This is a genomic window from uncultured Dokdonia sp. (assembly GCF_947492815.1).
In the GTDB taxonomy this organism is placed as follows: domain Bacteria; phylum Bacteroidota; class Bacteroidia; order Flavobacteriales; family Flavobacteriaceae; genus Dokdonia.
Map to the genome: position 1 here is coordinate 1 of NZ_CANLOB010000031.1, position 12,681 is coordinate 12,681.

Here is a 12,681-nt window from a genome sequence, read left to right on the forward strand (position 1 = left end):
GCTAAGGTTAAATCATTGGTATTTATTCGCATAACAAAATATACATTTTTGTCAACGAATTAGGTAACCTTTACAGAAATGACATTATATTTTCAAAATAGAATGTTACTCTATTTTTGTATCTAATTCTTTAAAGCTAAGAACTAACAGCCAATAGCTTTATTTATGCCAGCACTCCTGCTTGGATATTAACGTTTTCCATAATCCTATGAATGTCCTTATCGTGAACTTCTTTTTGTCGATCGGCGATAGATAGGAAATTAGTATAGGCAATATCTAATTGGTCTTTCGTAAGTTCATATCCTATTTTCTTAGAACGATAGGCGAGTGCCGCACGACCACTACGAGCGGTCAATACAATAGCACTTTCTGTAACGCCTACATCTGCCGGGTCAATAATTTCATAGGTTTCACGATTTTTAATAACCCCATCTTGGTGAATTCCTGAACTATGCGCAAAAGCATTGGCACCTACAATCGCTTTATTGGGTTGTACAGGCATTCCCATTTTTTCACTCACCATTTGACTAGTGTCATATAATAATTGCGTGTTAATACTTGTGTCTAAGTCTAAATATGGATGCTGTTTTAATACCATGACGACTTCTTCTAGAGACGTATTTCCTGCACGTTCTCCAATACCATTAATAGTACATTCTATTTGTCTTGCTCCATTTTGAACACCTGCAATAGAGTTGGCTGTAGCGAGTCCTAAATCATTATGACAATGACAGGATAGGATCACATTTTCAATTCCTTTTACATTTTCGCGTAGGTATTTCATTTTGGCTCCATACTCATCAGGTAAACAATAGCCTGTAGTATCTGGAATATTTAATACTGTTGCTCCTGCTTTGATGACAGCTTCAAGTACACGTGCTAAATATTCATTATCAGTACGTCCTGCATCTTCTGCATAAAACTCGACGTCTTCTACAAAACTTTTGGCATAGGCAGTTGCTTTTACAGCACGCTCTATAATCTGTTCTGGAGTACTATTAAATTTATGTTTGATATGTGAAGCACTAGTACCAATCCCTGTATGAATACGTGGGTATTTAGCATATTTGAGTGCTTGTGCAGCCACTTCGATATCTTTTTCTACTGCTCGGGTAAGACCGCAAACGGTTGCATTTTTGACAAGTTTTGCAATTTCTTCTACAGAGGTGAAATCACCTGGGCTAGAAATAGGAAACCCTGCTTCAATGACATTAACGCCTAGAAGGTCCAGACGCTCTGCAATGATTAGTTTTTCTCTTGTAGCTAATTTGCATCCCGGTACTTGCTCTCCGTCTCGAAGCGTCGTATCAAATATTTGAATTTTATCTCTGGACATGATTTGTTTTTAATTACGAATATATATATTGGAGACAGCTAAGCGATGTCAAATTCATTGATTATTACGATGTTAAATAGCCTCTTAATGTTTTTAAGTATCTGTATTATAGATTTTTATGAGAAAAATCATTACAACGCCAATTGAAGAAAGTGATGCACTTTTTGTGTTGGTTAAATCATTATCTAAAAGTGAAAAACGTCAATTCAAGTTGTATGTAGGACGATTAGAACGTAATACAGATGCAAAATTTATGGCACTTTTTGATGTACTTGATAAAATGAAGGAGTATGATGAGAAAGTGATTATTAAAAAAGGAGTCGTTACCAAATTACAGTTGTCTAATCTTAAGGCACATTTGTACCGGCAAATTCTTGTCAGTCTTCGGTTAACACCTTTACATCGTAATATTAGAGTTCAAATACGAGAGCAATTAGATTTTGCCACCATATTATATCAAAAGGGGTTGTATAAGCAGAGTTTAAAAGTCTTAGATAAAGCCAAATTGATGGCTATTGAAAATGAAGAGAAAAATATTGCGTACGAAATTGTAGAGTTAGAAAAAGTTATCGAAACCCAATATATTACTCGTAGTATATTATCTCGCGCCGATGAACTCTCAGAGCAATCTAAGGTATTAAGTGAAGCCAATGTGATGACGAGTAAACTCTCTAATGTGTCGCTAGAATTGTACGGCATGATGTTGCGTACTGGCTATGTGAGAAGTGATGAAGAACGACAGGAGATTAAAGCCTATTTTGATAAAGCAATACCAGCATATAACTATGATACATTAGGGTTTAGAGAAAAACTTTGGTTGTATAAAGCACATTTATGGTATAATTTTTTAATTCAAGATTTTCTTTCGTGTTATAAATATGCCAAGCGTTGGGTATTGCTATTTGAAGATAATCCTACGATGATACAACGCAACCCTGTATTCTTTTTAAAAGGACAACATTATTTATTAGAGTCCTTATTCTATCTAAAGCTAAGCACCAAGTTTGATGTCGCTTTACAACGATTAGAAGGTTTGAAGGAAGATGCTAGTTTCCCGAAAGGGGATAATTTAGAAACCCTTTTATTTTTATATACCTACAGTAATAAATTGAATCATCGTTTTATGGTGGGTAATTATGAAGATTTTGAAGATTTGATTACGGAAGTTATGGAAGGGATTGCTTCTCCAAAATACCGTATAGACGAGCATCATATTATGGTGTTTTACTATAAAATAGCCTGTCTTTATTTTGGTGCTGAAAATCATACAAAATGTATAGAATACCTATCAAAAATCATCAATGCAAAGAGTTTAAAAACGCGACAAGATTTGATGTGCTTTGCACGTTTATTAAATCTTATTGCACATTATGAAGCAGCCAAAGATTATCATTTAGAATCCTTACTTCGTAGTACTTACAAGTTCTTATTGAAAATGGATGACCTGCATGAGGTGCAGAAAGAAATGATCAATTTTGTACAAGAACTGAAGAATATTTATCCGCATGAATTGAAAGGAGCTTTCAAGAGATTATACGAAAAATTAAAAGTATATGAAGATGATCCGTATGAGCGTCGTGCTTTCCTATATTTAGATGTACTCTCATGGTTAGAAAGTAAAATCCAAGACCGACCAGTTGCTGCGGTAATTAAAGAAAAAGCTAAAGCATTGATGCGTTAAGTGATGAACGAATTTTGATTGGAGATTTTTGATTGTTGAATGCAAAAATAGAAGAAAGGTGATTGAGTGATTTTAAAACGGAACAAAGTGAAGATTTAAAATTGTATCGAAATTACTGATTGTAGTGGACGTTTTTCCGCTCCTGCCTGCCGGCGAGGCAGGTTTGCGAAATCATATATTCACTAAAATACAACCCATATACTTCCAGTTACCTCATCGAAATCTACCATATACTCATTACTAGTTTTTTGAAAATAAGATTGACTTTATTTTTGAGATAAATAATCAATCCATAAAATTGCACTATGAGAATTTTACTAGTAGCCATCGCCATTTTAGTTACAACCGCTAGTTTTGGACAAAAAAAGAAAATCAAACGTTTAAAAAAAGAAACCATGGCCATTGCTATGGAGATGTATAAATCTGAGTTAGCATCTTGGCATAGCACCGATGTTTTGGGAGATAAACTGCGAGCTATTCCTAATCTAGGCGGATACTTATCATACACAGATGGCGATGAGACCATTGCAATTTATTACGATCAATCTGAAGATATAAACATACTCTATGAATTAAAGTATTCTCAGATTTTAGAATTAAAAGATGTGTATACGCTAGATACAATACCTAGAAAAGCTACGACACTTGAAAAACGATTGTTAAAGACAAGGAACGTAGCAAGGAATTTAGTTCAGAATAATGAAGATCAATTTTTTAGTTTTTATGAAAATGTAGGCTGGAATTTTGTCCCATTATTGATAGATGATAAAGTAACAGTATATAGTATCGCTGGACCTCAACTATCAGGTCAAGTACTTATAGGAAACGATTACAAATTTGAGTTTGATAAAAAGGACGCATTTGTTTCAAAATCAAAGATTCATAAATCATTATTGACTTTTTCTTATGGAGATGAAGACAAAGAAACAGAACAAGTATTGCATAGTCATATTGTAGAAGACTATCCTATTATTTCAGAAACAGATATTTGTACATTAATGCTTTATGAACCTTATGTTACATGGAAACAACATACAGTGATTTCTGATTCTTATGTGAGTATATTTATATTAAAGGAAAAGCAATTAATAGTTATGACCAGAAAAGCGTGGGATAAAATATATGCATCTGATAAGAAATAAATTAAATAGTGGAATTGTTTTTTCGCTTTCGCGAAATCGAACCAGTTAGATTCACGACTGTAGGGAGAGTGAAGCGATAAAGCATAAAAAGATTGCATAACAGAGTGTTTATAGATGCTGTTACCTAAATGATTCCTGCCGTTTACTCATTGGTTATTTTTTTAAGGTAAGGGCCTTTTTATTTTTGGGAGAAGTAATCAACCCATAAAATTTTAAAAATGAAAGTTTTATCAGTAATTATCACTCTTTTTTTAACAACATCTATTTTTAGTCAGGAACAAAGAAAGATGGAAATAACACTCAAAGAAAAAGTGAGTGAGCGTATGGATAGTTATTTTCTGAAATTAGCAAATAAGAGATATATCAAACAAAATAAAGCTCTTCAAGAGTTCGGATTTTCTAACCTTCAAAATATAGATGCTGAATTTGTATTTAGATATTGCACAAATAATAGTATTATTGAAGTTGTTGAAGATAAAGGTGTTTTTAAAGGGACTGTATTCTTTTTTGTATATGGAGTACAGGAGAATGGAATAAAAGAGGCGTATACTACTAAAAAAATACTCTCTGTTGAAGTTTGTCAGGAAATCAAAAAAAGTTTTGATAATGATGCTAATAGAATACTATATGATAAGCATAAGTATGACCTAAAAAAAATAAGTTATAGAACCTTTTTTCAAAGTAGTATTGAATTTATAAAAGACGATAATTATATATTTCAATTATTTCCGTCTTCAAGCAGGAGAGTCAATTATGAAAAGGATCGTTTAGATGTATTTTTAGAAAAAGTTTTAGCTTTATCTAATTATAATGAAATAAGAACAAAGTTTAATAGGGAAAACCCTTATCATCATTATCTTTTTTGGAATGGTTATGGAGTTTATACGACTCATTAAAAAAATAAGAAACTAAGAATTGACTAAAAAAACCACCTTAGGACCTATACTAGAAATTAATCTGGCAATGCTATTTATTAGTACGTCAGGTATTTTTGGACGTTTTATACAACTACCACCAGAACTTACTATTGCCTTGCGAGGCGTTTTTGCAGCCTTGTTCTTAGGACTCTTTATTTTATGGCGTAAATCCTCTTGGCATATTGCTTCTAAAGATCGTACGGCTATTTTGATAGGAGGTATTTTATTAGGGGCACACTGGGTTTTATATTTCTATGCATTGCAATTGTCTAATGTAGCGATTGGAATGTTATCTATATTTACCTATCCCGTAATTACAAGTTTATTAGAACCGTTGGTGCTCAAAACAAAGTTTCATACCATCCATATTTTTCTTGCTGTTCTTGTACTATTTGGGTTATATCTATTAGCTCCAGAATTTAGTTTAGAAAGTGATGCGACATTGGCCATTATTTTAGGGGTAATCTCTGCATTTTGTTATGCACTGCGTAATCTTATTATGAAAACCAAAGTGCAAAAGTATGAAGGTACTATTTTAATGTGGTATCAAATTATGGTGGTTTCTGTATTGTTGATTCCTGTATTATTTATGGATGTTAATTGGCCATCAGTACAGGAGCAATGGCCTTATTTAGCTCTGTTAGGTCTATTAACCACTACTATTGGGCATACTTTATTTTTATCTAGTTTTAAGCATTTTTCGGTGACAACAGCTAGTTTAATGAGTAGCGCACAGCCTATTTACGGAATTCTATTAGGGATTCTTTTCTTAAATGAAATACCAGGCATCCGCACCATCATAGGTGGCGCATTGATCTTAGTAAGTGTGGTCGTAGAAAGTAAGAGGGCAGTGAAGTGATTTAATTCTAGAAAACACCACGATTTTTTAAAACTCCATTTTTTTTATCTAAGAAAAGTTTATCTATACTTTCTCCTTTTAAACCTGTCCAGTTTCCATCTTTATTTTTTTTAACTGGATCATACTGATATTTTTGATGGTAATAATTCCCTTCATTATCTAATGATACATATAAGATTACATACTTATAGTCTTCAAATTTAGGCCTTCCATAATGATCATAAACTAGAAAATCTATAGTGTCTTTTTTAAGATCATTAAACACATTACTTAGTATTTTATACTTAGCTTTAAATCCATTGTCCATGACATAATAACGCATCCACGTGATCGTATCTCCTGTTATTGAATCTATCTCTATTTGAGTATTACCTTTATTAGGATCAAATTGATTTATATCTATTTTTTCCCCAATAAATGCATATAGATTAATAGTTTCATCTTGTATTTGGAAATCATTTTTATGCTCGAAATTAGCTGATTTACAACATATGATCATTATTGGAAACAAAAGAATCAAGAATTGTTTTTTCATTCTTCAAATGTAAGTAGTAGTTGTAGAGATGCATACGATAGATGAGGTAGAGGTATTTTTCAGTGAGTGAAAAGGCTTTATGGCTTAGTTACTATTCTATAACACTTGTTTAATTCACCTGAATCTATTGGAAAATGGGTGTATATACGCTGTTTTTCAATAGAATAGTCTTGTAGTTTAGTAGTCTAAACTATACAACCATGGAAATTTGGCAGTACATTCTAATGCTTATTGGCGTCATTACAGTAATTTTTTTAGGGTATTATCTCGTTAAAAAATTAGTAAAAGAAATAGAAAAAGTCCATCATTTACCTATTAGAGAAAGGGGATTAACAGCAATGCCCGCCGTACCATTTATCCTTTCAGAAACTATTGAAGCAATCATTAAGCTCGGACTCAGAGGCGAAGAACTTAAAATGGCAAAGGCGGGTCTCAGTAATGAATATACGATACAAGGTGTCACCCAAAGTGCTTACACATTTATGTACGATACTCAAGAAATAGATATCGCAAAAGATGATAGAGAAGAACTTCTAGAACGATTACATAGATCTGATGAAAAAGAATTTTTAAATAATACGCTCCTAGATACTCACTTAGAAAAAGCATCGTTTCCAAAACATGCAGCTAAAGAGCAAACATTCACCTCTTTTTTTCTAGAGAAACCAGAAGACTTTACCATGTCTTGGACAAACTATTATAACATTTATAGAAATGGAAGAAAAGATCATGAAAAAGAATATGCTGCTATTTTAAAAGATCCAAAAGAAGCGACTAAACAGTTTTGGCCAATGATTGCTGAAAATGGATTGGCTTATAACCTATTAATCCTTCAAAAAGTGCAAGGAGATATCTTAGAGAAAGTACAATCTATATTTTCTAATCAATGGAAAGATCTTTTAAAGCCTCTGCAAGCAGGTGGATTACTATATGCAATAGACTTAACAATCTTTAATCAGTTTGAAGCGAGTCAAGTAGAAGGATTTGATAGATGGACACCTGGTGCTTTAGTACTTTTAAAACAGAATAAAAACACCAAAGAATTAGAACCTATTTGCGTTCAAATTTCAAATAAAGACGCTAATGACTCACAAATCTACACACAAGAAAATACGACAGATGCTACTTGGATATATGCGTTGTCTGCAGCAAGAATAGCTGTGACTGTTTATGGTATATGGTTAGGTCATGTATATCATTGGCATATTGTATCGGCATCTATGCAAATGACTATGTTTAATACTATTTCTAAAGATCATGATCTTAGAAAACTACTAGATCCGCAATCTAATTATTTGATAGGATTTAATGATGCCTTGTTCTTACTTTGGAGAAGAATTGGACCTCCAACTTCATTTGCAACCACCGATTCCTTTTTAGAACTTACCAATACCTTTGCAACAGGGCGAGAATTTTTTGATGACGATCCTAAAGTGACTTTAGAAAAATTTGGAATTTATAAAGAAGACTTCTCAGATAAAGAAGATTGGGATCGCTTTCCAATTGCTGGTTTATTACTAGAATTATGGGAAACTTCTAATAAAATGGCGACCACTTTTGTAGAGACTACTTACACTACAGATACAGCTGTTTTTGAAGATCAAGAACTTCAAAATTGGATAGAAGCCGCATCAGATCCTGAAGAAGGAAATATACGAGGCTTACCTGTAATGAGTAGTAAAAAAGAACTAAAAGCAGTACTCGTTAGTTTAATATATAGAGTCGTAGCACATGGCAATTCTAGACAAATGCGATCCTTAGGACATGCCTTATGTTTTGTCTCTAATTATCCTCCCTGTCTTCAAAAAGCAAACATTGTTGCTCCAGGGGATCAAAATTTCACAAAAGAAGACCTATTACGTTATTTACCCAATACAGGAACGATAGGCTCCATGATGACGTTCTATTACATCTTTATTTTTTCAGCACCTTATACACCTTTATTACCATTATTAGGAAATGATACGAGTTTATATTTTCCAGAAAAGGACGATCCTAGAAATAAAGCGTTAGAAACATTTAGAAGTGATGTAGGTGAGTTTATTGAGGAGTATAGTGATAAAAATTCACCTTTAATTCACCAATGGCCAGCTAGTATAGAGACTTAAATAATAATGAAGAAAAAGAGTTATTATTTATATATTGAAACTTTTAACTATGCTATTTATACGAATGCGGTTTCTAGTTGTCTTACTTCTTATTTTTAACTTTCAAGCACTTATAGCGCAGGAAAATATTGCTTATGCCAACATGAGTAAATATACCTGCGATTGTCTTACACGAGATAGTGAAGAAATAACAAAAGAAACGATGCAAACTTGTGTGACAACTATATTTGAAACTCATGAAGCTACTATTGATTCCTTGGTAGCACTAAAAAAAGAGCAACAAACAATAGATAAGGTTCCAGAAAATTGGTTAGTAGCAAGAGTTCAAACAAGCTATCTTGAATTTCTCTTAGATACATGTAACCCATATAAAGACTATTTTGATGAATTACTTCTTTCAGAACGAAATGCTGTAGAATCAAAAATAGTGGCTAAAGCGTGTCAGTTATTGAGGGAAAAAGAGAAAGAGAAAACAGAAATATCTATTACTGAAGTTTCTTCTATCATTCTTGAGGCTTATAAAGAAAATCAATATGAAATGCTCTCACTTTTAGATGGACAAGACAATACTAGTATTAGTCGGATGTCATCAAGATTATTTTCTAAATTAAAAGAAACTTGTGACTCACGTCACTTTAAAACTAAACATTAATGAATACTTTTAATATACGCTTTCGCGAAATTGAGCCTGCGAGAACTGCCTGCCAGCTGGTCATTACTAAAGGGAGAGTGAAACGTTAAAACGTATACTTACACCTCTAATTTTATAATACAAGAGCAGAGGTTTTCCAGAAAACTTTGAAAATACATGAAATGTTGTATTCATGTATAGGTAGATTTTGAGGTAAGCGTATGCTATTATTGTATCTTTCTGGTTCAGTAATCGAGATGCTATGAAAACCTTTATTCTTCTATTTTTTATAAGTTGTATGAGTCTGTCCATGTACGCACAAGGAGGCGATTATGAATTAGTATGGTCTGATGAGTTTAATATTCCTGGACCTTTAGATGCAACAAAATGGCACCATCAAACGCAGTTACCTAATGGTAATAGTTGGTATAATGGAGAGATACAACATTATACCAATCGTACAGAAAACTCTTTTGTGAGTGATGGAACTTTAAAAATAGTTGCCAAAAAAGAAACATTTACAGACCAAGGATCTACCAAATCACATACCTCAGCGCGATTAAATTCTAAGTTTGCATTTACCTATGGATATGTAGAAATACGAGCAAAACTTCCTGTAGGTATTGGTACGTGGCCTGCTATGTGGACGTTAGGACAAAATATTACAGAACCTGGTGGTTACTGGTATGAAACCAATGGGGAAGTATCCTGGCCTGCTTGTGGGGAGATAGATATTATGGAACACTGGGGAAGTAATCAAAACTATGTCCAAAGTGCAATGCATACCCCTTCTAGTTTTGGAAATACTGTAAATAAAGGAGGACAAACGATTGCTACTGCTTCATCTACATTCAATATTTATGGATTGGAGTGGACACCAGATCGTATGGTTTTTAGCGTTAATGGTACAACACATTATATTTATGAACCACCTGTTCAAAATGCCAATACATGGCCTTTTGATGATCCGCAATACCTGTTGTTAAATGTCGCTGTATTACCAGAAATCTTAGATTCCTTTACAGAAAGTGCTTTAGAAATAGATTATGTACGTGTATTTCAAGACCCCACATTATCTATTGCAGAAGAAGTATTAACAACTTCGATACAACTTTATCCCAACCCCGTAAGAGATACATTATCATTACACGTTGGACCTTCTGTTTTAGGAGCCAAAGCCACTGTATATACTATGACAGGACAAAAAATATATACGGCTACTATAGAAAGTGGGAATACATTGGTAGATGTCTCTAGCTATACAAAAGGAGTATATTTTGTGACTATAGAAACTGGACAAACTAGTGTTACAAGACGAGTCATTAAACAATAATCAGTATGTAAAAGTATAGTTCCTAAGCTATTCTTTATATCTTTATAAAGGTGATACGAATCTTTATAGATGCTTAAAAAGTATATTTCTTTACACATATATCCAAAACTAGCTTTATGGATTTTAATTGGGTTTATAGGTTGTACTATTGTTGGTACACTTACACATGAATTAGGTCATATCGCTTTCGCGAAAGCGTTTGGATATAAAACCCATTTGGGATATGGGTATATGAATTATTACGATAGTCCTTTCTCTATAGAATTTGATACCATTACAGCTCGTCATCAGGAAGCGATCTCATCTAATAGTGATTTTCTAGAAAAAGAACGACGAGAAGAATTACTGCAGATCATATCCAAACATCGTATGTGGGTTATATTTGGAGGACCCTTACAAACGATTTTGACAGGCACTATTGCATTGTTTCTTCTTTACAGACAGCAAAAAGAAATTCAAGAACTAGGAATGAAGTGGACGCATTGGCTTTTGGTGTTTTTGAGTTTATTTTGGTTCCGAGAAACAACCAATTTGGCAGTAGGAGTGTTACAAACACTATCAAAAGGAAGTTTTGATCCTTTTGGGGGGAGAAGTGACGAGTTACGATTAGCAAGATGGCTTGGCTGGTGGGAAGGAAGCATTTCCTTACCATTAGCGCTTTTAGGTCTAGCTATTGGAATGTATGTGATTTTTAGAATCCTTCCGAAATCCGTGCGCTTAACTTTCTTAAGTGCAGGTTTTATGGGCGGTATACTTGGATATATGATTTGGTTAGTTTGGGTGGGGCCTATCTTAATGCCTTAATAATAATGAAGAAATATTATAATTTTTCAATCTTAGTTGTGATAATTATCTTAGGTTGTGCTTCAAAAAAAAATATAGTAGGGTATTATACAAATACCGATAAGATAATTGAAATGTATAGAGAAGAACTTATCTTATTCAAAGATGGTAGATATCTGTATAAAATCGCAGGTAGTAGTCATAATAGTTCTTCTGAGAGTTCAGGTACTTGGATCAATGATTCATTACATCATGTTTATTTAACATCAGATAGACAATTTACACGAAATTTTAAAGTTCATGAAAATATAGATGTAAATAGTGATGCTATTACTATTAAAACTATAGATGCCAATACGCAAGATATATTACAATATGTTGAAATAGTACTGTTTTATAACGATAAAAGGATAGAACTGATAACAGATTATGATGGTCTAGCAAAATTTTATGGGAGAGATCAAATTGATTCAATTCAATTTTTTGATGTTTCTTATTTTGTTAAAAATAAAGAATCAAACAATTTTAAGATTGAAGCAAATCGTTCAGAAGAACCTTATGTTTTTTTGAATAATAAAGAACTAATTAAAAAAAATAAAAAGTTACTGTGGCCAACTGGATCAGGAAAGTATCGTGTATTGAAAAAACGATAATTAACCATCACACGCTTCCCAAACAACATCACTTGTAGGAACAGGCGCAATAAATGTGATTTCTTCTTTTTGGACGGGATGTACAAACGTAAGTTTGCGTGCATGCAAACTAATGCTTCCGTCTTTATTAGAACGATCAAAACCATATTTTAAATCTCCGCGTATAGGACTTCCTATAGCTGTCAGTTGACTTCGTATTTGATGATGTCTTCCAGTGTGTAAATCAATTTCAAGAAGGGTGAAGGTCTTTAATTTTTTGATGACGCTATAGGTAAGACTCGCTTCTTTTGAATCTGGCACTGCTTTCGCGAAAGCGTAACTTTTATTCTGCTTTGTATTGCGTTTTAAATAATGAGTCAGCGTTGCTTTTTCAGCCGAAGGGTGCTTTTTGACCAATGCCCAATAGGTTTTTTGTGTCTTTCGTTCGGAGAATAATTTGTTGAGACGTGTAAGTGCTTTACTCGTTCTCGCAAATACTACAATACCACTGGTAGGACGATCCAAACGATGAACAACTCCTAAAAATACAGCGCCAGGTTTGTTATATTTTTTGGCAATATAGTGTTTGACAACATCGCTTAATGGGGCATCTCCCGTTTTATCACCCTGTACAATATCTCCAGCACGTTTATTAATTACAATCAGGTGATTGTCTTCATAAATAACTTGTAAGTTTTCTGGAGTAGAATGTATATGGGCCATA

Annotated in this window: 12 protein-coding genes; 9 read left to right on the forward strand and 3 right to left on the reverse strand. The window is 33.3% G+C overall.

Annotated elements, in window-relative coordinates:
- Positions 1-163: 163 nt before the first annotated feature.
- Positions 164-1,336 carry a 2-isopropylmalate synthase gene (locus Q1A01_RS20470; protein WP_299684603.1) on the reverse strand — a complete coding sequence of 391 codons (1,173 nt, stop codon included), beginning with the start codon at positions 1,334-1,336 and terminating at the stop codon, positions 164-166.
- A gap of 118 nt (positions 1,337-1,454) precedes the next feature.
- Between Q1A01_RS20470 and Q1A01_RS20475 the strand changes: the two genes are divergently transcribed.
- The 4 genes from Q1A01_RS20475 to Q1A01_RS20490 all read left to right on the forward strand — a co-directional run bounded on the left by Q1A01_RS20475 (position 1,455) and on the right by Q1A01_RS20490 (position 5,935).
- On the forward strand, positions 1,455-3,017 hold the full coding sequence (locus Q1A01_RS20475; protein WP_299684605.1) for a hypothetical protein: 1,563 nt from the start codon (positions 1,455-1,457) through the stop codon (positions 3,015-3,017).
- A gap of 305 nt (positions 3,018-3,322) precedes the next feature.
- Complete coding sequence (locus tag Q1A01_RS20480; protein WP_299684607.1) at positions 3,323-4,159, forward strand: hypothetical protein; 837 nt, start codon at positions 3,323-3,325, stop codon at positions 4,157-4,159.
- A 218-nt stretch (positions 4,160-4,377) separates the two neighbouring features.
- Positions 4,378-5,055, forward strand: a complete 678-nt coding sequence (locus tag Q1A01_RS20485; RefSeq protein ID WP_299684609.1) for a hypothetical protein — start codon at positions 4,378-4,380, stop codon at positions 5,053-5,055.
- A 19-nt stretch (positions 5,056-5,074) separates the two neighbouring features.
- On the forward strand, positions 5,075-5,935 hold the full coding sequence (locus tag Q1A01_RS20490) for a DMT family transporter (protein ID WP_299684611.1): 861 nt from the start codon (positions 5,075-5,077) through the stop codon (positions 5,933-5,935).
- Between the two features lie 7 nt (positions 5,936-5,942).
- Here the strand turns inward: Q1A01_RS20490 and Q1A01_RS20495 are convergent, their stop codons facing one another.
- Positions 5,943-6,470, reverse strand: a complete 528-nt coding sequence (locus tag Q1A01_RS20495; RefSeq protein WP_299684613.1) for a hypothetical protein — start codon at positions 6,468-6,470, stop codon at positions 5,943-5,945.
- A gap of 200 nt (positions 6,471-6,670) precedes the next feature.
- Between Q1A01_RS20495 and Q1A01_RS20500 the strand changes: the two genes are divergently transcribed.
- From Q1A01_RS20500 to Q1A01_RS20520, 5 genes are all read left to right on the forward strand, one after another.
- Positions 6,671-8,578, forward strand: coding sequence for a lipoxygenase family protein (locus Q1A01_RS20500; protein WP_299684615.1), 1,908 nt, complete (start codon positions 6,671-6,673; stop codon positions 8,576-8,578).
- A 142-nt stretch (positions 8,579-8,720) separates the two neighbouring features.
- Positions 8,721-9,230 carry a hypothetical protein gene (locus tag Q1A01_RS20505; RefSeq protein ID WP_299684618.1) on the forward strand — a complete coding sequence of 170 codons (510 nt, stop codon included), beginning with the start codon at positions 8,721-8,723 and terminating at the stop codon, positions 9,228-9,230.
- Positions 9,231-9,471: 241 nt separating this feature from the next.
- Positions 9,472-10,542 carry a family 16 glycosylhydrolase gene (locus Q1A01_RS20510; protein ID WP_299684620.1) on the forward strand — a complete coding sequence of 357 codons (1,071 nt, stop codon included), beginning with the start codon at positions 9,472-9,474 and terminating at the stop codon, positions 10,540-10,542.
- Positions 10,543-10,611: 69 nt separating this feature from the next.
- Complete coding sequence (locus Q1A01_RS20515) at positions 10,612-11,346, forward strand: hypothetical protein (RefSeq protein WP_299684622.1); 735 nt, start codon at positions 10,612-10,614, stop codon at positions 11,344-11,346.
- A 5-nt stretch (positions 11,347-11,351) separates the two neighbouring features.
- Positions 11,352-11,978: a hypothetical protein gene (locus tag Q1A01_RS20520; protein WP_299684624.1), complete on the forward strand. Its 627-nt coding sequence runs from the start codon at positions 11,352-11,354 to the stop codon at positions 11,976-11,978.
- On the opposite strand, the gene Q1A01_RS20525 is transcribed toward Q1A01_RS20520, so the two are convergent.
- On the reverse strand, positions 11,979-12,680 hold the full coding sequence (locus Q1A01_RS20525; RefSeq protein WP_299684626.1) for an RluA family pseudouridine synthase: 702 nt from the start codon (positions 12,678-12,680) through the stop codon (positions 11,979-11,981).
- Position 12,681 lies beyond the last annotated feature (1 nt).

Excerpts from the sequence above, each read along its gene's own strand:
- Q1A01_RS20470 (WP_299684603.1), bottom strand. The coding sequence starts at position 1,336 with ATGTCCAGAGATAAAATTCAAATATTTGATACGACGCTTCGAGACGGA.
- Q1A01_RS20475 (WP_299684605.1), top strand. The coding sequence starts at position 1,455 with ATGAGAAAAATCATTACAACGCCAATTGAAGAAAGTGATGCACTTTTT.
- Q1A01_RS20480 (WP_299684607.1), top strand. The coding sequence starts at position 3,323 with ATGAGAATTTTACTAGTAGCCATCGCCATTTTAGTTACAACCGCTAGT.
- Q1A01_RS20485 (WP_299684609.1), top strand. The coding sequence starts at position 4,378 with ATGAAAGTTTTATCAGTAATTATCACTCTTTTTTTAACAACATCTATT.
- Q1A01_RS20495 (WP_299684613.1), bottom strand. The coding sequence starts at position 6,470 with ATGAAAAAACAATTCTTGATTCTTTTGTTTCCAATAATGATCATATGT.
- Q1A01_RS20500 (WP_299684615.1), top strand. The coding sequence starts at position 6,671 with ATGGAAATTTGGCAGTACATTCTAATGCTTATTGGCGTCATTACAGTA.
- Q1A01_RS20505 (WP_299684618.1), top strand. The coding sequence starts at position 8,721 with ATGAGTAAATATACCTGCGATTGTCTTACACGAGATAGTGAAGAAATA.
- Q1A01_RS20510 (WP_299684620.1), top strand. The coding sequence starts at position 9,472 with ATGAAAACCTTTATTCTTCTATTTTTTATAAGTTGTATGAGTCTGTCC.
- Q1A01_RS20515 (WP_299684622.1), top strand. The coding sequence starts at position 10,612 with ATGCTTAAAAAGTATATTTCTTTACACATATATCCAAAACTAGCTTTA.
- Q1A01_RS20520 (WP_299684624.1), top strand. The coding sequence starts at position 11,352 with ATGAAGAAATATTATAATTTTTCAATCTTAGTTGTGATAATTATCTTA.
- Q1A01_RS20525 (WP_299684626.1), bottom strand. The coding sequence starts at position 12,680 with ATGGCCCATATACATTCTACTCCAGAAAACTTACAAGTTATTTATGAA.